A 20,313-nucleotide genomic window follows, 5' to 3' on the forward strand; every position below is an offset into this window, starting at 1 on the left:
ATAATGTTCGCTAGTCATAATGAAAATCCTGCCTGATTATCTATTATCCGGCATTTTTTCTCCTGCAATTACCTGGCGTTAATTTTTCCCTGATACACAATGCCTTGTTTTGGATCAACAGTAACCGTCATGCCGTCAGTCAAACGCTCGGTGGCGCCATCGGCACCGACAATGACAGGTATGCCAAAGCTAATGCCGACAACAGCGGCGTGAGAAGTAAGCCCGCCCTCTTCGGCAATAATGGCTCCCGCCTGGGCGGCATACACCGCGGTTTCCTCATCAACCGCCTTTAGTACCAGAACATCGCCTTTTTGAAATTTAGCTTTCAGCTCTTTGACCGAGCGGGCAATGCACAGTTTCCCGGCCGCCGCCAACCGGCCAATCCCCGTCCCTTTAAGTAGAATATTGCCGACAACATGCACCCGGATCATATTCGTGGTTCCCGAGGTTCCTGACGGAACGCCGGCAGTAACAACAACCAGATCACCTTCTTTGACTGCGCCGGCCGCTAACGCGCTGCCGATGGCATTGGCCGTCATCTCGTCCGTGCTGGTTGCATCCGGCGCCAATACCGGGTAGACACCCCAGTACAGCAGCGAACGGCGCAAGGTATTTTCCCGGGGAGTAACGGCAATAATGGCTGATTTCGGGCGGTATTTTGATACCATTCTGGCGGCATGGCCTGTGTGGGTTGCAGCAAGTATGGCTGCCGCTCCCAGACCGTGAGCCACCTGGACACTGGCATGACTAATGGCCTCGGTTGTCGTTTTTTCCTGGCCAATCCCTTTAGCCAGCAGCATTCGGTCATACGGCAGGGACGCTTCTATGCGTACAGCCAGTTTGGCCATAGTTTGCACCGCTTCCACCGGATACTGCCCTGACGCCGTTTCACCACTGAGCATGATGGCGTCAGACCCGTCTAAGATCGCGTTGGCGACATCACTGGCTTCCGCCCGTGTAGGCCGGGGATTTGTCAGCATGGATTCCAGCATTTGGGTAGCCGTTATCACCGGTTTACCGGCCTTATTGCATTTCTCAATAATCATCTTCTGCACCAGCGGCACTTCTTCTACCGGAATTTCCACCCCTAAGTCACCTCTGGCTACCATTACCCCGTCGGTTACCTTAAGAATTTCATCAATCCGTTTAACACCTTCGGCATTTTCTATTTTAGCGATAATATCAATATCATTTTGCACACCGGCCTCTTCCAGCAGCTTGCGGATAGCCAGGATATCACCGGCCCGCTGCACAAAAGAAGCGGCAATGAAGTCGATGCCTTGTTTGATCCCGAATTGAATATCGGCGACATCCTGGTCGGCTAATAACGGCAATTTGACATATACACCCGGTGCAGCCACCCGCTTGCGGTCTGAAATGAGTCCGCTGTTTTGCACAGTTGTCGTGATATCCTGCCCGGATACGGCTTCCACCTTCAGGCTGATAAGTCCGTCAGAAAGCAAAATCATATCCCCTGGCGCTATTTCTTCATGAAAATGCGGGTGATTGACTGCCGCCACCGAATTATTGCCGACAATATCCCGGGTGGTCAGGGTGAAGGTTTGGCCCTGTGACAGGATTGTCTTGCCCCCTTCAAACTTTCCCAGCCGCATTTCCGGCCCTTTATTATCCAGCATAATGGCCACCGCCAGCTTAGTGGCCCGCGCCGCTTCCCGCACCATAGCGATGCGCCGGGCATGCTCTTCGTGAGAACCATGGGAAAAATTAAATCTGGCGACATTCATTCCTGCCAGCAGCAGGTTTTCCAGCACACCGGGTTTATCAGTGCTTGGCCCGACTGTACAGATAATCTTTGTTTTTTTCATCTGCATCCCCCTATTATTTAGTACTGAGCAACTTTTCTAACCACATCATAGGCCTGATCCCGGGCGATGGTAAAACCATTGATCCCGGCTTTTGCCAGCAAAACCGCACAGCGTTTATCCTTATCGGTAGTCTCCAGGAAGGCTTGGCGTAACCGCTCTGACAGCTCAGAAGGTATTTCCGGCCTGCAGACAATGGCATCTTTGGGTATTGCTTCTGTCTGAGCCAGAATTGCCAGCCTTTCCACCGGATACCCTTTGCTTCTGGCAGTCTCTATCGCCTCAGAATACGTGGCGCCGCCGTCAACAATCCCCTCAAGCACTGCCTCGATAACCCGGTTATGACTGCCTAAAAATACCGTTTCCCCAAAGAAAGTGTCGGCATTTTTACCGCGCTGCGCCAGCAGGGCCCGCGGATAGATATAGCCGGATGCCGATTGGCGGTCCACAAAGGCAAACTTTTTACCCTGTAAGGCATCAAGCGTATTGCCTTTTTCTTTTGCGCCAATGATAAGGCCGGTGTAGGACGCGCTATGATTGACAACAGGCGTAACCAGCGGCATAAGTTCGCCCGCCCGCTTCGCCGAAACATAAGCAAACGGCGAAAACCAGCCTACATCCACAATTCCGTCAAACATGGCCCGGCCAAGCGCATCATAGTCGGAGACGATGATAACCCGGGCACACAAGCCAACCTTTTGGGCCACATGCTGCAAGATGGGGACATAGGTTTCGCGGATGATTTGCGGAATGGTAAAGGGATTTACACCAACTACAATATCTGTGGCCGACTTGGACTTCACAGCCACCGATTGCAGTTTGTCGGCCACGATGGTAATGGCCTTGGCATGGGCAAAAACCTGTTCCAGATTTTCTTGCTGCAGGTTGACACTGGCCTGTATGGATTGGGTATTTGCCGCAATTTCCACCGTCGCCGTGCCAATAATCCCGATAGCTGACGCCATTTGTTCGGTGGTAAGTGTCTGGCTTTCAGATAATTGGCATAGCCGCTCCACCGTGCTGCCAATACCGGTAATATGTTCAACAATGTCCTGCATGGCCTGGGTGGACTGGCGGGCCATGGTTTCCATTCCTGCCAGTCTGTCCCGGCCTGCCAGCATGCTTGCCGTTACCTGGGCAGTCTCTCTGGTAATATCACCGATAACGGCATCCACTTCCTGGGTAATTTGCGCGCTTTCCCCGGCAAGGTTTCTTACCTCCTGGGCAACAACCGCAAACCCCCGCCCGTGTTCCCCGGCCCTGGCGGCCTCAATGGCCGCATTTAATGCCAGCAGATTGGTCTGACTGGCAATCCGCTGTATCTTGCCGGTAAACTCACTAATTCGCCGGGAAGCTTCATTTAAGCCGTCTACCGAGCGCGCCGCCGCCTCAACCACCCGCGCTACATCGGTCATGGTATTGGTCACATGAATAAACTCTTCCTGGCTCTTTACCGTCAACTCCAGGGAAGCCCTGCATTGTTCAAGCACTTCCCGCGACGAATGGGTCACAACGCCGGCAGTGGCTGCGGTTTCCTCGATGCCGGCAGCGGTCTCCTCTGTACTGCTGGCATTATTTTCGGTTTCTCTGGCTACGGCTTTTGACAGTTCTCCCAATTGGGTTAACGCGGTTTTACTTTGCTGCATCTCCCAGACTACCTGCTGAGATATAAACGCTAAATCGCCGGCAATGCCAAACATGTCAATGGTATCGGCAGAGCCATCCGGTTTATGCGCCGCAGCAAGTGGGACTGTTTTTACTTTTCCCGGTTCCTGCGCGCAGGCTGCTTGTTTGAACAGTCCTGTTGCAAGTTGTGCCATCCAGCTTCGTCTTTTTTCCATACGTCATCCTTCACCTCTTACGTATGTGCTACTATTTCCTTTCGTAGGCAGCCCTTACGAGGGAAATGGGATGGGCTGTCTTAACCCCGGCACCATGGGCAATCTGCAGGCGGCAGGTGCCGCAGTCGGAAAGCGCGGTAGTTACACCGCTGGCCTTAATGGTCTCGAACAGATTGCTGCCAATATTCATGGCTATCTCATATTTGTCTGCTTTAAAGCCGTAGTTGCCGGAGATGCCGCAGCAGCCGGCATCGGCAGCCACCACCTCAATACCGGGAAGCATACGGATAAGTTCCAGGCCGGGGGTGCCAATGCCCTGCACTCTGAGATGGCAGGGGGCATGATACATATAGCGGCCTGCCTGTTTGGCAAAATTGGTATTAAGCCGTCCCTGGTCATAAAGCTCCAGTAAAAACTCCGAGATATCATAGACACGGCCGGCCACAAGCTGTTGATCCTCAATGTCGAACAGCTCCTGGTATTCCTGCTTAAGCATCAAACCACAACTGGTACAAGCCGTTATAATCGGAAGCCCCTGCTTAGCATACTGCTGTAAGATCGTCATATTCTTCCGGGCGTTGGCCTCGGCTTCCTCCATATACCCGTTAACCACCAGCGGCGAACCGCAGCATACGGTATCTTCCGGGACAATTACCTGGAAGCCGCTCAATTGCAGCACGGCCACAACATCAAGTCCGACCTGCGGCTGATTATAGTTCACAAAACACCCCGGGTAAAATACCACCTTATCGGCCTGCGGCTTTTGTTTAATTTTCCGGAACTGTTTGGTAAAGGATGCGGCTGCATAGGCCGGCAGCGGCATTTGGTCAGATATCCCGATCCCCTTTAGTACCGTCTTGCTCAGAAGATTATGCATGCCCATATTGGCAAGACCGGGAGTAAGGCCGGCCATTTTGGCCATTTGCTCGCCATGGGACAACAGCCAATCCCGCAGCGGCTGCTTATGGGTCTTGTAATAGTTGGCTCTGGCCTTCATATTCAAGGTGGAAATGGGTACCCGCGAGGGGCAGCTGATATCACAGTTTTTACAATTAGAACAATATTCCAGCGCAGCCTCATACTCTTCGTCCAATAACCGGAACCGTTCACCGGCCGGACCTGCCAGCTTGGGGCCCCGGAACTCCCGCACAGCCTGAGTGACCGGGCAGTGAACCACACAAGCGGTACAGGACGTACAACTGTCCGGATTGTAATGATGTTTTTTCATAGTTATTCTCTCCTATACAGACATACCGGCTTTATAACCAGATACCAGCGCTACTCCATTGCCCGACTTTTCCAGGCAATAATCGTAGCCAGCCAGGTTACGACCGGCAATATAGACATTATCAAGCAGTATCCGCCCCTGTGCATCTACCGGCCGCAGGCTGGCATCCACGTTAATACCAATTTTGGCAAAAGGCTGGGCTGTACCGGTAAACAGTCTGAGGGTTCCCCAGTCTTCCTTATCGGCCGGAGCAGTTACCGGCAGGTTGCATACGGTTTCACTCACACTGTCATGTTCTGCCACAAGGCCGCCGCCAAAAAAGCCGCCGGTAGCCAGAATAACCGCCTTCGTATGATAGGTGCGTTCACGGTCAATGTTGCCGGTGACAACAGCCGCAACCCCGTTACCGTCTTGCTTTACCCCAATGGCATGTGCCTGTTCCATGATGCTGACTCCCAGCTTTTTAGCCCGCTCGAGCAGCATGGCGCGTAACCGCAAACCGGTAACAGAGGTCGGCATAATGACGGTTTCCACAAAAGTGCAGTTAAGCATTTTTTCCAAAGTATCCTTAACGGCGTAACCCGGCCGGACCCCCAAAACAGGCGGAATAATTACAACACTGCCTGGTTTTAGCTGTTTTGACAATTGTTCCCGGCAAGCCTGCTGCCCCTGAATTGTGTCCAGCCATCTGGCAATATCCACGGTGCTCACATCCCGCCCGCCGCGAAAGCCAGGATCAATTTCCAGCTTTTCATACTGTTTTTGATACCCCGGCAGCTTGCTTAAGCCTTTGATCACCAGTTCAGGATAATAATCCTTCAACCGGGTAAATCCGGCCACCACTACCTGGCTGGCAGTCTGAACAGCCGCCGTATCCATAGTCAGCGGCACCAGACAGCTGGGTTTTAAGGTGCCGATAGCTGTCGGCAGCCACTGCATCTCGTTAAGGCTGCCCTGATAGGCAAAGCCTTCTTGCTGACAAAGCGTCAGAAAAAAGTCCACTGCCGCTGTAATTGTCTCCATACCGGCCTTGGTGTACGGATGTTCCGGCGGCAAACTTGCCAGTCCTGTACGGGGATTGGCCACCGGGGTGCCGCCTGACAAATAGCCCAGGATATCGATAGTACCGCCGCCAATAGCCAGTGTGCCGGCACCGGCGGTCATAAGCGTAACCTTTTTTCCTCGTCCGGCTGCGGTAATGGCTGCTGTCAGGCCAGCAAGACCGCCGCCGATTACAATAACATCACTTGTTCTCATGATCGACCGCTCCATCTATATTTAATGCCGCCGCATAGATGCCCCGCATCAATTCGGCTTCCCGCAACTGATTCCCCCACAGCACCGGCCGGATACCATTCCAGCGGGCCTCCAAAAAATCCTCAATAAGCCGGGGGGCATCCTTGCCGGTAATTAACTCATTGGCTGCAGCTGCCCCTACGCCGCGAAAACCGCAAAAGGCTCCCTGACAAGTCCCCATACCCATGCGCGTTTTGCGCCGTACATCTTCCAGACTGTAGCTGGTATCATCGGCCGCCATAGCCTCGACTTCAGCCAGAGTAACCATTTCACACTCGCATAAGAGCTGCCGCTTAGCCGGGTCGGTTTCCATGGCTTTTACGACTTCGGGAAATTTGGGCCCAAGCCGGGAAGCCGCCCGGTCAACACCATAGGCCGGGAAAAACCGTCTGGCCGCTTCGATATCGGCGGCTGCCGCATCGGCAATCATCGGTTCGGCGGCAGTCCGGCACTCAGCCATGACACCAAGGTGTTCACATACCTTGTCAGCCATCTTTTCGGCCATAAGCCGGTAGGTCGTCAGTTTACCGCCGACAATTGTCGCCATGCCTTTGAGGCCGTCCTGTTCATGATCAATGATGGTAAAATTGCGGGAGGCCGCCCTGCCGGCCGCCGGATCGGCGCTGTAGAGCGGGCGGGTTCCGGCAAAGGTCCTGAGGATACGGTAATGATAAATATCTTCAAATAATGGCTGGCCGATTTTCAGCAGGGTGGCCACCTCGGCTGCCCGCGGGATGGTGTCGTCAGGCCTGGTTGCCGGCGAAGAAGTTGTGCCGAAAATAGTAATTGAACCGTGCGGCACAAAGATATCACCGTCAGACGGCGGCCGCAGCCTGTTGACAATCCGGCTGGTAAACCGGTGGTTAAAGGCAATCAACACCCCTCTGTCAGGACTGACATGAACGTCCACTCCGGCCAGATGCGCTACCTGTCCCACCCAGGAGCCAGTGGCGTTGACAATATAATCACAGGCAATTGAGCCGGTCTGGCCTGTAAGGGTATTTCTGACCTTAACTCCCACCACCTGATTATTTACATGTTCAATAGCGGTTACTTCCGTATAGGTTAATGCTTCCCCCCCATACTTACGGGCTGATATAACATTTTGCCAAACCAGACGGAAGCCGTCTATGGCGGAATCCGGCACCCGGTAAGCGGCAACCGCCCTGCCGGAAAGCTGCGGTTCCAGGCGTCTGGCTTCTGCCGGGGTTATGGGGATGGCCGGAATATTCACCTGCGCACAGGCTGTCACCCACGCGGCTTCAAAGGCTTCGTCATCCTCCGGCAGCCTGACAAACAAACCCTCAGTTTCTTCCACCGCGTGTCTGGCCACTTTCCGCAAAATCATATTTTCTTCAATACATTCCTGCGCCGATTCGGCATCTTTTACCGCATACCGGCCGCCGCTGTGCAACAGCCCGTGAAAGCGCGAGCTTGTGCCATAAGCCAAATCTTTTTGTTCAACTAAAATTGTTTTTACACCGCGCATGGACAAATCCCGGAGAATACCAACCCCGGTTGCCCCGCCGCCGATGACTACTACAGTAGCTTGCCTCATAATTTATATCCCCTTTGCGAGAATTCTGCCTTTTGTCAGGGCAAAAAAAGGTAGAGAAGTCCCCTTGGGCCAACGATCCGGCGCAAGAAGGACTTCTCTTCATCTCTAAGTCCGTTGTATAGCGTTTTTAAAAACTGAATTCTTTACTCTTCCCAATCCATCGAGCGCTTAACTGCCTTTTGCCAGCCTTTATAGAGTTTGGCACTTTGCTCGCCTGCCATCTTCGGCTCGAAACGATTGTCAAGTTTCCAGTTCTTAATCAACTCTTCCTTGTTGCCCCATACGCCAACAGCCAAGCCGGCCAGATAGGCGGCACCCAAAGCGGTAGTTTCGGTAACCTGCGGACGGTCAACCGGAACGCCCAGAATATCTGCCTGGAACTGCATAAGGATATTGTTTACCACCGCGCCGCCGTCCACTTTGAGGGCTTGCAGCTTGATATCGGAGTCGGCTTCCATCGCGCTTAACACATCTTTGGTCTGATAAGCCATGGAATCAAGGGTAGCCCGAACCACATGGGCCTTGGTAGTGCCGCGGGTCAGACCGAGAATCGCGCCGCGGGCGGTCATGTTCCAATATGGAGCACCCAGGCCGACAAAGGCAGGAACAACATACACGCCTTCGGCATCGCTGACTTTTTGGGCAAAGTATTCGGAGTCAGGAGCGGCATCAATCAGCTTGAGACCGTCGCGCAGCCATTGAACTGCCGAACCGGCAACGAAAATACTGCCTTCCAAAGCATACTCAACCTTGCCTTCAATTCCCCAGGCAATGGTGGTTAACAGGCCGTTCTTTGACTCATACACCTTGTCGCCGGTGTTCATCAGCATGAAGCAACCGGTTCCATAGGTGTTTTTCGCCATACCGGGCTGGAAGCAGGTTTGACCGAACAAGGCGGCCTGCTGGTCACCGGCGGCGCCGGCAATCGGCACAGCAGCACCAAAGAATGCCGCGGGGTCGGTATGACCGTAAACTTCGCTTGACGGATGCACTTCCGGCAGCATGGAAGCCGGCACAGTCAGGGCGGCCAACAGTTCTTCATCCCATTTGAGCTCGCGGATATTATACATTAAAGTCCGGGAGGCATTGGAGTAGTCGGTGACATGTACCTTGCCGCCTGACAGTTTCCAGATCAGCCAGGTATCAATCGTGCCGAAAAGCAGTTCGCCGTTTTCCGCTTTAGCCCGGGCGCCTTCGACATTATCCAGGATCCATTTTACCTTGGTGCCGGAAAAATAAGCGTCAATTACCAGACCGGTTTTTTTACGGAAAGTGTCTTCCAGGCCTTTGGCCTTCAAGTCATTGCAGATGTCCATGGTTTGGCGGGACTGCCAGACAATCGCATTATATACCGGTTTGCCTGTTGCTTTCTCCCATACCACCGTGGTTTCACGCTGGTTGGTAATCCCTATGGCCGCGATATCGGCGGTACTGATGCCGGCTTTGGCCACAGCTTCAGCGACAACGCCAATTTGGGAACCCCAGATTTCATCGGCATTGTGCTCTACCCAGCCTGGTTTGGGAAAAATCTGAGTAAACTCTTTTTGGGCAACTGCAACAATATTGGATTCCGAATCGAAGACGATAGCCCGCGAACTGGTTGTTCCTTGGTCAAGCGCAAGTACGTATTTTTTAGACATGACAGCAACTCCCTTATTTTTAATTTATATTTGGAGATTTCTTGTGTGAAATCCCAATTACAGCATTCCGGCGGCTTTAGCCACTATTACGGCCAGCCCTGCACCCATCATTGGGCCAAGCACCGGAATCCAGGAATACCCCCAGTCAGAACCGCCTTTACCGGCAATCGGCAAAATAGCATGGGCAATACGGGGACCAAGGTCACGGGCAGGGTTAAGCGCATAACCGGTAGGACCGCCAAGGCTGAGACCCAGTGCCCATACCAGCATACCTACCAGATAAGGGCCAAAACCAGGAGCCAGACCGCCAACAGGCTTGGAGAAGATAGCAAATATTCCGATAACTAACATCGCAGTGGCGATAATTTCGCATAAGAGATTGGAAAAGGTATTACGGATTGCAGGAGCTGTACTGAATACCGCCAATTTTAAGCCTTTATCTTCCGTAGCTTCCCAGTGTGGCAGGAAGGCCAGCCAAACAATCGTGGCACCCGCAATACCGCCGGCAATTTCAGCCAGCATGGTAACAACCGCATGACCAGGCTCATATACGCCTAAGAACATTTTAGCAAAAGTAACTGCCGGGTTAAGATCGGCCTGGGGCGCGCCGGTAGCGATGGCGCTGAATACGCCAAGCATAACGGCCATGGCCCAGCCTGTTACAATAGTCAGCCAACCGGCACCCTCGGCTTTGGATTTTGATAAAAGGCAGTTAGCGACAACGCCGCAACCAAAAATACACAGAACCATTGTGCCAAAAAATTCACCAAACAAATTTGTCATAAATAAGACCCTCCTCTTCTTCTATAACGCATTAGACTTCCTGACAATAGCTGCTGATCCTGTCTGCCGTCTGACCGCCTCCTTACAGGGACAAAAAAATAAAGTCAAAATTAACACCAGAACAGCCAATGCTGTCCAGATGGAAATTCGGACTTTTCTTTATCTCTGTCCCATATTCTTATGAGTATATATATTCTACTCCCTTTTTATAATTCCTGCTTATTTCGAAGAGTTTGAAAAGTTATTATTTTCACTCATCTTCCAGCTTATTTACTTCACGAATTATGACTACGGCTGCAGCTGCGGCGCTGCCGGGAAGAGGCAGACTCCCTGCCTGAGTCATCCCCATAATTCGCGCTTGCTGGCACTCACGGCACTTAGACCGCTGTTAATGGCCTGCTTAATATCTTCCGCCGTATGCATTAGTCCGCCGCCCAAAATCGGCAACCCGGTCAAAGCGGCCAATTCTGCCACCACGTTCGCCGGAACAGAAGCAGGCAGCAGTTCCAGTGCATCCGGTTTATAGCCTTTAAGCAAATTTACGCCGGTTTTAATGGCTTCCGAATCCATTAAAAATAAGCGATGAATAACCAGCATCCCGGATTCACGGGCCAGTTTTCCCAGTTGCGGTTTAGTTGTAATAACAGCTGCCACACCCATGCGGGCTAAAAATACAATACCTGCTTTATCCTTGCCAACACCGCCCAGTAGATCCAGGTGCACCAGGGCGCGCTTCTTTTTGGCCCGGGCTTGCACCAACAGCTCCGGCAATATGTTGATATCACCAAACAGCAGGCTGATACTGGGACTGGAGGAATGCTCCAGCGCATACTTAAAATCCTCATAATTACGTGGTGCGGGTATGACATAGCCGTTGCATAGCAGTTTTACAATACTGCACGCTGCCATCAGGCATTCACCGCCTCAATAATAGTTTTTTTGTTCTTTATTCGCCATTACTTTACAGATACCTTTCGGCATTACAATATTTAGTTCCCATTTAATGTAAAATTTTAAAAGTAAATTCACTGTCAACCTGAAAAGGTAACAGTGAATTTACAGCTTTTCCAGTACTTAATGCCTTTTGCGCTTGCTGGAGGCGGCAATTCCCAATTCTTCCCGGTACTTGGCAATAGTCCGCCGTGAAAGCATAATTCCCTTGCTGTTAAGCGTATCGCACAACGCCTGGTCGCTTAACGGCTGGCTCTGGTCTTCGGCGGCAATCAGTTCCTTGATCTCCTGTTTCACCCGGCTGGCCGATACGTCTTCCCCATCGGCTCCCTGTACGCCGGAGGTGAAAAAACTATGCATACCGAAAACCCCATGCGGCGTGGCCATATATTTATTGGCTGTAGCCCGGCTTACCGTTGATTCATGAACCCCGATCTGCTCGGCTACCTTTTTCATGGTCAGCGGCCGGATGCATTTGGGGCCGGCATCAAAAAATTCACTCTGCAGGCCAATGATGGCCTCTGTCACATTATATAAGGTACGCCGGCGCTGTTCGATGCTTTTGATCAGCCAAACGGCGGCATTAATCCGGCCTTCCACATATTTTCGCGCATCGCTGTCGGCATCCCGGGCAATTTCGCGGTAATAGGGATTGATGGATATCTGCGGCACATAATTATCATTAATATGGATGCTATAGCCATTGTTCACCCGTTCGACAGTAACATCAGGAATAATATAGGCTGCCTGGCCACCGCCAAAGGCCTGCCCCGGTTTGGGATCAAGGGTACGGATTATATCAACAGCCTGCTGCACCTCATGCATCGAACAATGCTGTTTGTCGGCAATTTGCTTATACCGGCCTGCGGCTACCTGGTCAAGATGGTCTTTGATCACGGCAATTGCCAAATCAATTTTCGCGCTGTCGCCTTCCGACTGTTTGTGTTCCAGTTGGAGGAGCAAGCATTCTTGCAGGCTGCGGGCGCCTACGCCCAGGGGATCAAAGGTTTGAATAATTTGCAGCACCTCAATTACCGCCGCTTCTTCCACCCCTAGCCGAAGCGCAGCCTCGGCGGTTGTGTCGCATAAATAACCATTATCATCAATGCAGCCGATAAGATATTTGCCGATCATCAGGTGCGAGGCCTCAAACACGGCAAAATGCAGTTGCATTTCCAGATAATCCTGCAGCGAAACGGCGTCAGTATCAGCGATTTCCCGCCGCGGTGCCGGTTCGGCGGCTCCTGAATGGGTACTGCCGGTTGTTTGCTTGCCGCTTAGTAAATATTCCATCCAGCCATCGGCTTCCGGCTGGGTGTCGTACTCACGGACGGGTGCTTCGGCTTCCATTGCAGGTTCCTCCCCGTTCCCGTCTGCGGTTGGTTCAAGTACCGGATTTTCCAGTAATTCCTTTTCCACCAATGCCGCCAGCTCGGTGGCCGGCAGCTGGAGAATCGCAATTGCCTGGCGTAATTGGGGAGTCATTATTAACTTTTGTGTGGTTTCCAGTTTAAGCCCGTAATCCAATTGCACAGCGTTAACCCCCCCTCAGGTCTATGCCTGTCCTTCTATCATAATACTATGACAATTCTTACTAATTTATGTCAGCAAATTCGCGGTAATTGTTCACCTGACAACATGTCCAGGAGACGCAATCCGCCTACTGTGGTTTTAAGTGCCACCTGCCCGGCCGGCTGCTCGGTCACACTGCCGATAATACAGGCCTCACCGGCTAGCGGATGCTGGCGCATGATTGTCAGAACTTTATCACTATATTCTTTTTCGACAAAAACAACCACTTTTCCTTCATTGGCAAGGTATAAAGGGTCAAATCCCAATATTTCGCAGACAGCCTGTACTTCCGGCCTCACCGGCAAAAGGCTTTCCTCCAGAATTATCCCGACACCGGCGTCGCCGGCAATCTCATTCAGCGTTGTCGCCAGCCCGCCCCGGGTAGGGTCCCGCAGCATAGTAATCGCCGGCACTTCGGTAAGCATGGCCTGGATGAGCTTGTTCAGCGGCGCGCAATCGCTGACAATCTTTGCCGGCAGTGTCAGTCCATGCCGTTCACTCATAACAGCAATGGCATGATCCCCCAGATAACCGCTGACAATAACTGCCTGACCCGGCTTAACCCGTTTGGCGGTAATATCTGCCCCAGGCTGCAGGAGGCCAATGCCGGCGGTATTGATATAGATACCGTCCACCGCTCCTTTTTCCACAACCTTCGTATCACCGGTAACAATCTGAACACCAGCTTCCCGGGAAGCCAGCCGCATGGAGGCTACAATCCGCTCAAGTTCAGCAGCAGGCAGCCCTTCTTCTAAAATGAACCCGGCGCTCAGATACAGCGGCACGGCACCGCACATAGCCAAATCATTGACAGTACCGCAAACAGCCAATTTGCCGATATCGCCACCGGGGAAAAAGCGCGGTTTTACCACATAGCTGTCGGTGGCAAACGCCAGGCTGGCACCGCCGGCAAGGACTCTGGCCCCGTCATGCAGTTCGTCCAGTGCCGGATTGCTGAAAGCCGGCAGAATAATATTTTTCAGCAAGTCATGGCTGAGGCGGCCGCCGCTGCCATGTCCCAGCAGAATCTGTTCCTGTTTTTTATGCATAGGTCCACCGTCCTTGGCCGTATTTATACCAGGCGGCGCAGGCTCCTTCCACCGACACCATACAGGCTCCCACCGGCTGCTCCGGCGTGCAGCTCCGGCCAAAATGCGGGCAGGCATCCGGCACAATCAGGCCGCGCAGCACTTCACCGCAGCGACAGCCGGCCGGTTCACGGGTTACCACATTGTCTAACGGCAGTCTGGTTTGCGCGTCAAAATGCCGGTACTCCGGCCGTAAGGCAAGGCCTGAGCCGTCAATGCCGCCAAACCCGCGCCAATTGGCGGCTGCAGGTTGGTATACCTGTTCAAGAATCTTCCTGGCTGACGGATTACCTTCCGGCTTTACCACCCGCCGGTATTGATTGGCCAACTCGGCTTTGCCGCCAGCAAGCTGTTCGATTAAGATATAGATGGCCTGCAGGATATCGAGAGCTTCAAAACCGGTAACGACAGCAGGCACCTGATAGGTTTCCGCGACAAACCGGTAAGGTTCCAGGCCGCTGATAGCTGCCGCATGCCCTGGCAGCAAAAAGCCATCTACCTTGCCGTCCGGTGCCGACAGGATGGTCTGCAAGGCAGGCGGCACCAGCTTATGCGCCGACAGTACCAAAAAGTTGTCCAGGCCCTGCTGCTCAGCCTGCAGCACGGTAGCCGCCGCGGTGGGAGCGGTTGTCTCGAAACCAACCGCCAGAAAAATCACCTTTTTCCCCGGATTATCCCGGGCAACCGGCAGGCTTTCCAATGGCGAGTAAACAATGCGGATATCGGCTCCCCGCGCTTTTTCCGCCATCAGCGTGGAGTCGGAACCCGGCACCTTGAGCATATCGCCAAAGGTGGTAATAATGGTGTCCGGCCGCCGGCTATAAGCTATCGCGGTATCCAGATACTCATTGGGCGTGACACATACCGGGCAGCCCGGCCCGCTGACCAGCTCCACAGACGCCGGCAGCAACTGCCGGATACCGCTGCGGAAAATGGCCACCGTATGGGTGCCGCATACTTCCATCAGGCGCACCGGCCGGCTGACCCGCCTGGCTATGCCTTCCGTAAAAAAGGCCGCGGCGCGGGCTGTTTCCTCAGCTGTCAACCGCATATTGTTCCAGCTCCTTAAATAATTCCAAAGTACGCCTTGCTTCTGCCTCATCAATGGCCTGAATGGCAAAACCGGCATGGATTAACACATAGTCGCCCACCGCAGCCTCCGGCAGCAGCATCAGACTAATCTGACGGGTTACGCCGCTGACCGTAACGGTGGCCATATATTCGCTGCGTTCTGTTATTTGGGCAGGAACGGCCAAACACATAATTATCTGCTCCTTTCCCCGGCAATGACGGCCTGGCCGAGCGCCAGACCGCCGTCATTGGTCGGTACCTGCCGGTGAAGATATATTGTCAGCCTGTTTTGCGCGAGCATTCCGATAATTTGTTGTAATAAGGTAATATTCTGGAAAACCCCGCCGCTTAAGACGATCTCCCGGATGCCGGCGGCCCGGCTGATATGTCGTGCAACCTCACAAGTAGCTGCCGCCAGCGTTGTATGAAAGTCGGCGGCAAGCTGCGCGCTGGCTGTGCCTGCCTGGATTTCCCGGCACAGGGCGCCAAATAGCGGCCTGTAGTCCAGTACCCAGCTTCCCCCGGTTTCACTGACAGCATATGGCAGCACCCTGCCGTTATGGCCCTGAGCCGCCAGTTCAAGCTCAACAGCGGCCTGGCCTTCATAATTAATGGTGCGGCGAATACCCAGCAGCGCGGCGGCAGTGTCGAACCACCGGCCGGCACCTGAGGCCAGCGGAGTATTAATGCCCTTTGCCGCAGCCGCCAGCACCAATTCCCAGCCAGGCGGCAGCGCCTGTGCCAGCGGTATATTCCGGTTAACAAAGTCCTGGCCATACAGTTCCTGCAGCCACCAGAGAGCCGGCCGCCAGGGCTCGCGAATGGCTTTAGCCCCGCCCGGCAGCGGCAGTGTCGCCAGATGTCCTGCCCGGCGGTATTCTTTTAGGTCAGCTACCAGAAATTCGCCGCCCCACAAGGTGCCGTCCGGGCCATAGCCGGTACCGTCAAAAGCAATGCCGATAACCGGACCTTGCAAATGATGTTCGGCCATAACGGCGGCAATATGGGCATGGTGATGCTGCACCGCAACTATCGGCAAGTCAAGCGCCGCCGCATATTTTGTTGACAGATACCCGGGATGCAGGTCACAGGCAACCACCTGCGGCGTAACACTAAGCAGCCGCTGATAATGCTCAATGGCTTCCACATAGGACTGATAGGTAGGCAGATTTTCCAAATCGCCGGTATGGGCGCTTAAGAAAGCCTGCTTGCCTCTTGTCAGGCAAAAAGTGTTTTTCAGTTCACCGCCCACAGCCAGCACCGGCGGCAGCTCACGCGCCAGGTTGACAGGCGCCGGTACATACCCCCGGCTGCGCCGGATAAAATAAGGCTGCTCCTCCACCACTCTGACTACCGAATCATCAGCCCGGCAATAAATATCCCGGTCATGAACCAAAAAATAATCGGCAATGGTATTAAGACGCGCCAATGCGTCATCATCCTGATAGGCAATAGGCTCATCACTGCTGTTGCCGCTGGTCATAACCCAGATATCGTCCTGGCCCAGCAGCAGGTAATGCGCCGGGGTATAGGGCAGCATCATGCCGATATAAGGATTGCCGGGGGCAATACTGCCAGCCAGCCGGCAGTTGTCCCTTTTCGCCAGAAGCACCACCGGTCTTGCCGCACTGGTCAGCAGTTGTTCTTCGGCAGCAGACACCAGGCAATGCGCTTTGGCGGCTGCCAGACTGCCGGCCATCAAGGCAAACGGCTTATCTTCGCGGACTTTGCGCGCTCTCAGCCGGGCCACCGCCGCCTCGTCCCTGGCGTTAACCGCCAGATGATAACCGCCAATCCCTTTTACCGCCAGAATGGAACCCCCTGCTATGAGTTTTGCGGCCCTGGCAAATATATCCCCGTCGCTGAGCGGCCGCCCGGCATTATCAAGCAGCCGGTAAGCCGGGCCGCATACCGGACAGGCGTTAGGCTGGGCATGAAAACGGCGGTTGGCGGGATTGTCATATTCCGCCTGGCAGGCCGGACACATGGTAAACCGGCGCATGGTGGTAGCCTGCCGGTCGTAGGGAATATCCTCAATGATGGTAAAACGGGGACCGCAGTCGGTGCAGTTGATAAAAGGATAACGGTAACGCCTGTCGTCCGGCTGCAAAAGTTCCCTGACACAGTTAGGGCAGGTGGCCACATCGGGCGAAACCAGCGCTGTCTTGCACTGGCCGTCAACACTGGGCCTGATGCTGAAGCCGGCATAGCCGCAGGGTTCACGGCAGGCCACCGTAATGGCATCAATGACGGCCAGCGGCGGAGCCTGGTGCTTCAGGGCCGCGATAAAGCCGTCAATGGCCGTCTGGCTTCCTTCCAGCTCCAGTTCCACACCGTTGGCATTATTTGACACCCAGCCGCGTACCCCATACTGCTCGGCCAGATTATAGACAAAGGGGCGGAAACCCACCCCCTGGACGATACCGGTTATATGGATATGAACAGCTGTGTTAGTCATAAACAGACTCCTTACTGCTCCCGTTTTAGCTTAATCGGTTGGTCATGCCGCTGGGACCAGCTTACTCCTGGCCTGCGATCGCCAGCTTGGCCTGGATCATAATGGCACATTCCAGACGCTTTTTCTGGAGTTCACAGCCCAGCTCATAGGGCTGATGCAGGTCATTATGGAACAAATCAGCATTGGCATGGCAACCGCCGCTGCAGTAGAATCTGGCCCAGCATTCGCGGCAGGCCGGCTTATTCAGCACATGCGCCTGACGGAATTGCACCGGCATGGCGGTGTTGGTCACGCCTTCATAAATGCTGCCTAATTTGTATTCGTCACGGCCGACAAACTGATGGCAGGGATACAAATCCCCTTCCGGCGTTACGGCAAAATACTCATGTCCGGCGCCACAGCCGCTCAGGCGTTTGGCAACACAGGGGCCGTTGCTTAAATCAAGATTAAAGTGAAAAAACTCAAAGCCTTTGCCGGCCAGCTTGCGGGCCAGATACTCTTCTGCCAGAATTTCATATTGTTGAAACAGTTCCGGCAGGTGAGCTTCAGTCAAAGCATAGTCCGCATCTTTAGCCACTACCGGCTCCACCGATAATTGGGCAAAGCCCGCATCGGCCATTGCCAGCACATCGGCGGCAAAATCAAGGTTATAGGCCGTAAAGGTGCCACGCAGATAATAATTCTGGCCCTCGCGCGCATCCACTACCTGTTTGGACAACCGGGCAGCCTTCTCATAGCTGCCTTTGCCGTTAGCGGCAGGACGCATGCGGTCATGAACCTCCTGCCGTCCGTCCAGGCTAAGCACCAGGCTGATGTTATTGTCATTCAGATAATTAATGATGTCATCTGTGAGCAGTACGGCATTGGTGGTCAGTGTCAGTTTAAACACCTTGCCTGTCTCGCCTTCGCGTTTTCTCACATAGCTGACAACATGACGCACGGTATCCATATTTAAGAGCGGTTCGCCGCCAAAAAAGTCCAATTCACAATTGCGGCGCTGCCCACTATTTTCAATAATAAAATCAACGGCCCGCTCGCCAATTTCTTTAGGCATCAGACCACGGCTGTGGCCGAAATCACCTGTCCCGGCAAAGCAATAGCCGCAGCGCAGGTTACAATCATGCGCCACATGCAGGCAAAGCGACTTAACCAGCGGCTTCTCACTGAAGGTAAGCGGCACAGTCAGTTCAGGGGCTAACAGCTGCCCGGCACTGACAAGTTCTTTAAGCTCTTCCAGCGCCTCACGCAAATTTTCGACAGCATAGGCAGTTTTAAGTGCGGCAATAACTTCCTCATCATTGGCGCCGGTAAAAAAATCCATGATATCAAAGGTCATCTTGTCCACAACATGTACGGCGCCGCTATTGATATCCAGTACAATATATAATCCGTTTAACTGAAACTTATGAACTTGCATGAAATAGTTAATCCTTTCTAAATTGGCGGCGGCTTAGAAATGTCCACATGCAAGGCCCCCGGAAAACGCGCAGCGCCGCGTACATGGGTGCATACGCAAGCAAGCGTTTTAAGGAGCAGCTAAGCAAATGGGCGTTTGTAAGCCGTCGCCCAAAAAATTAAGCCCCTTGTTGTGCAAGGGGCTTGTCCCACGGCCTACTTCTGACAGACCTGATTGCCAACAGTACAGGAAGTCTTGCAGGCCGACTGGCAGGAAGCCTGACATTCCCCGCAGCCGCCGGTATGTACAGTTTGGGCAAGTGATGCTTTATTAATTGTCACAACATGTTTTTTCATATTCAATTTCCCTCCTTACTAAACTGCTACTCTATTATTTTAGCTTTTTTGCCGCCAGGAATCAATAGGAAAAGCAGAAACAGGGGAAATGTGCGGGTTATTCCGTTTTACCGGCCGGAGCCAAAATAATTTTTACCGGCAGGTTAGAAGCACCTGGTGGTGAAAAGGTCAGCCACAGCGACTGGCCGCCCTCATAGTTGCCAAGGTGAGCCGCATCGGTTACCGTTTTAGTGCCAAAAAATAATTTGTCTGCCGGAGTGCCGATGGTATTTTCGTGTTGGTGGCGATATTTTACTTTTATCCCACCGGCATATTCCCCACCCCGGGGATTTAAGTAGACAGCATATTTTTGTTCAAAAGCTGTCGGCAGAAATACTTTGTACACAACACCATAATTCCCGTAGTTAAGCGTCTCCGAACCATCAGTAGCATCAATACCGGACACATACATATCCCGCTTATGATCAGCCAGGGTAATCGCAATAATGCCGTCTTTCTTGGCATTATACACCTTACTGGGAACAATCAGGCGGTCACTGCCGTGAAAGGTTCCCCGCAGCCGCTGACTATCGGCAGGCAATACCGCCGCAGTGGCGGCAAATTCAGCCGCTTCCGCCTCGACAGGCAGCATCATGACAACAACTTTAAGCGGAATTTTGGTTCTAAAATCGTAGATGCCGTTAACCAGCTCATTGGGTAAAACAACAGTATCTCTTAAGACTGATACCAGATGGGCCGTGCCATTTGCCGGCACATGTATCAGTTCGACTTCCTCTTGATTCAGATACTCCATTTGCGCAATTTTACCTACTGCCAGATAATCCACATCCGGACCGCCAAGCCCATGCCTGCTGACAATCACATCGGCAGCCTCAGTGGTGTCGTTAACCAGCAGCACCACAATTTTCTTCGGTTCCATAGTTGCATTAACATGATGGAAAAATAGCCGGATATCTCCACTTACCGTATCCTGATACATAATACCGTCATCAGGTACCATCTCAGGGCTGTCTGACAACAGCAGCTTGCCGCTTTGCTCTGTCACAGCGGCAGGCAGCTCGGACGGCCTTTCCAAATCAGCGGGAGACAGAACACCGGATTTGGCCAGCACCAGCTGGGGAGAAGAAATAACGCATACAGCAATCGTGACAGCAACTGCCACACTTGCCTGGCGTAACCATTTTAACAAATACATACCTCCTAACAATGCTTGGCCACCTAACAAAAATTATAACAGACTATGGTCCGGCCT

General features: G+C 53.1%; 15 protein-coding genes and 2 pseudogenes. All 17 read right to left on the bottom strand.

The features are described 5' to 3' along the window. Positions 1–68: 68 nt before the first annotated feature. A complete protein-coding gene (pyk, locus tag SPSPH_RS15055; RefSeq protein WP_109298188.1) occupies positions 69–1,826 on the bottom strand; it encodes a pyruvate kinase in 1,758 nt (585 codons plus the stop codon). Positions 1,827–1,843: 17 nt separating this feature from the next. Continuing rightward, positions 1,844–2,788, bottom strand: coding sequence for a phosphate/phosphite/phosphonate ABC transporter substrate-binding protein (locus SPSPH_RS23560; RefSeq protein WP_422397037.1), 945 nt, complete (start codon positions 2,786–2,788; stop codon positions 1,844–1,846). A 42-nt stretch (positions 2,789–2,830) separates the two neighbouring features. Further along, positions 2,831–3,664: pseudogene (locus tag SPSPH_RS23565) on the bottom strand (methyl-accepting chemotaxis protein); the annotation flags it as partial. A 31-nt stretch (positions 3,665–3,695) separates the two neighbouring features. After that, positions 3,696–4,892: an anaerobic glycerol-3-phosphate dehydrogenase subunit C gene (locus SPSPH_RS15065; RefSeq protein WP_075757412.1), complete on the bottom strand. Its 1,197-nt coding sequence runs from the start codon at positions 4,890–4,892 to the stop codon at positions 3,696–3,698. 12 nt (positions 4,893–4,904) lie between these two features. Continuing rightward, positions 4,905–6,149: an anaerobic glycerol-3-phosphate dehydrogenase subunit GlpB gene (glpB, locus tag SPSPH_RS15070; protein ID WP_075757411.1), complete on the bottom strand. Its 1,245-nt coding sequence runs from the start codon at positions 6,147–6,149 to the stop codon at positions 4,905–4,907. Continuing rightward, positions 6,136–7,746, bottom strand: coding sequence for an anaerobic glycerol-3-phosphate dehydrogenase subunit GlpA (gene glpA / locus SPSPH_RS15075; protein ID WP_075757410.1), 1,611 nt, complete (start codon positions 7,744–7,746; stop codon positions 6,136–6,138). Before glpA ends, glpB begins: the two co-directional genes overlap by 14 nt. 143 nt (positions 7,747–7,889) lie before the next feature. Beyond that, a complete protein-coding gene (gene glpK / locus SPSPH_RS15080; RefSeq protein ID WP_075757409.1) occupies positions 7,890–9,386 on the bottom strand; it encodes a glycerol kinase GlpK in 1,497 nt (498 codons plus the stop codon). A gap of 57 nt (positions 9,387–9,443) precedes the next feature. Then, a pseudogene (locus SPSPH_RS15085) lies at positions 9,444–10,172 on the bottom strand (MIP/aquaporin family protein); the annotation flags it as partial. Between the two features lie 336 nt (positions 10,173–10,508). Then, the gene (locus SPSPH_RS15090) at positions 10,509–11,078 is read right to left on the bottom strand and encodes a glycerol-3-phosphate responsive antiterminator (RefSeq protein WP_075757407.1); all 570 of its coding nucleotides are present in this window, start codon (positions 11,076–11,078) and stop codon (positions 10,509–10,511) included. A gap of 165 nt (positions 11,079–11,243) precedes the next feature. Further along, on the bottom strand, positions 11,244–12,653 hold the full coding sequence (rpoN, locus tag SPSPH_RS15095) for an RNA polymerase factor sigma-54 (RefSeq protein ID WP_075757406.1): 1,410 nt from the start codon (positions 12,651–12,653) through the stop codon (positions 11,244–11,246). Positions 12,654–12,724: 71 nt separating this feature from the next. Beyond that, a complete protein-coding gene (gene hypE / locus SPSPH_RS15100; RefSeq protein WP_075757405.1) occupies positions 12,725–13,741 on the bottom strand; it encodes a hydrogenase expression/formation protein HypE in 1,017 nt (338 codons plus the stop codon). Continuing rightward, on the bottom strand, positions 13,734–14,831 hold the full coding sequence (gene hypD / locus SPSPH_RS15105) for a hydrogenase formation protein HypD (RefSeq protein WP_075757404.1): 1,098 nt from the start codon (positions 14,829–14,831) through the stop codon (positions 13,734–13,736). The genes hypE and hypD overlap by 8 nt, the downstream gene beginning before the upstream one ends. Continuing rightward, positions 14,815–15,042: a HypC/HybG/HupF family hydrogenase formation chaperone gene (locus SPSPH_RS15110; protein ID WP_075757403.1), complete on the bottom strand. Its 228-nt coding sequence runs from the start codon at positions 15,040–15,042 to the stop codon at positions 14,815–14,817. Before SPSPH_RS15110 ends, hypD begins: the two co-directional genes overlap by 17 nt. A 2-nt stretch (positions 15,043–15,044) precedes the next feature. Beyond that, complete coding sequence (gene hypF, locus SPSPH_RS15115; RefSeq protein ID WP_075757402.1) at positions 15,045–17,309, bottom strand: carbamoyltransferase HypF; 2,265 nt, start codon at positions 17,307–17,309, stop codon at positions 15,045–15,047. A gap of 61 nt (positions 17,310–17,370) precedes the next feature. Then, on the bottom strand, positions 17,371–18,726 hold the full coding sequence (gene scfB / locus SPSPH_RS15120) for a thioether cross-link-forming SCIFF peptide maturase (protein ID WP_075757401.1): 1,356 nt from the start codon (positions 18,724–18,726) through the stop codon (positions 17,371–17,373). Between the two features lie 194 nt (positions 18,727–18,920). Beyond that, entirely contained in the window at positions 18,921–19,061 is a 141-nt protein-coding gene (gene scfA, locus SPSPH_RS15125; protein WP_075757400.1) for a six-cysteine ranthipeptide SCIFF, read from the bottom strand. A 97-nt stretch (positions 19,062–19,158) separates the two neighbouring features. Next, a complete protein-coding gene (locus tag SPSPH_RS15130) occupies positions 19,159–20,250 on the bottom strand; it encodes a copper amine oxidase (protein WP_083945687.1) in 1,092 nt (363 codons plus the stop codon). Between the last annotated feature and the right edge of the window lie 63 nt (positions 20,251–20,313).

The organism is Sporomusa sphaeroides DSM 2875, from assembly GCF_001941975.2.
In the GTDB taxonomy this organism is placed as follows: domain Bacteria; phylum Bacillota; class Negativicutes; order Sporomusales; family Sporomusaceae; genus Sporomusa; species Sporomusa sphaeroides.

Coding starts and splice junctions, on each gene's coding strand:
- pyk (WP_109298188.1), bottom strand. CDS start 1,826: ATGAAAAAAACAAAGATTATCTGTACAGTCGGGCCAAGCACTGATAAA.
- SPSPH_RS23560 (WP_422397037.1), bottom strand. CDS start 2,788: ATGGCGTCAGCTATCGGGATTATTGGCACGGCGACGGTGGAAATTGCG.
- SPSPH_RS15065 (WP_075757412.1), bottom strand. CDS start 4,892: ATGAAAAAACATCATTACAATCCGGACAGTTGTACGTCCTGTACCGCT.
- glpB (WP_075757411.1), bottom strand. CDS start 6,149: ATGAGAACAAGTGATGTTATTGTAATCGGCGGCGGTCTTGCTGGCCTG.
- glpA (WP_075757410.1), bottom strand. CDS start 7,746: ATGAGGCAAGCTACTGTAGTAGTCATCGGCGGCGGGGCAACCGGGGTT.
- glpK (WP_075757409.1), bottom strand. CDS start 9,386: ATGTCTAAAAAATACGTACTTGCGCTTGACCAAGGAACAACCAGTTCG.
- SPSPH_RS15090 (WP_075757407.1), bottom strand. CDS start 11,078: ATGGCAGCGTGCAGTATTGTAAAACTGCTATGCAACGGCTATGTCATA.
- hypE (WP_075757405.1), bottom strand. CDS start 13,741: ATGCATAAAAAACAGGAACAGATTCTGCTGGGACATGGCAGCGGCGGC.
- hypD (WP_075757404.1), bottom strand. CDS start 14,831: ATGCGGTTGACAGCTGAGGAAACAGCCCGCGCCGCGGCCTTTTTTACG.
- SPSPH_RS15110 (WP_075757403.1), bottom strand. CDS start 15,042: ATGTGTTTGGCCGTTCCTGCCCAAATAACAGAACGCAGCGAATATATG.
- hypF (WP_075757402.1), bottom strand. CDS start 17,309: ATGACTAACACAGCTGTTCATATCCATATAACCGGTATCGTCCAGGGG.
- scfB (WP_075757401.1), bottom strand. CDS start 18,726: ATGCAAGTTCATAAGTTTCAGTTAAACGGATTATATATTGTACTGGAT.
- scfA (WP_075757400.1), bottom strand. CDS start 19,061: ATGAAAAAACATGTTGTGACAATTAATAAAGCATCACTTGCCCAAACT.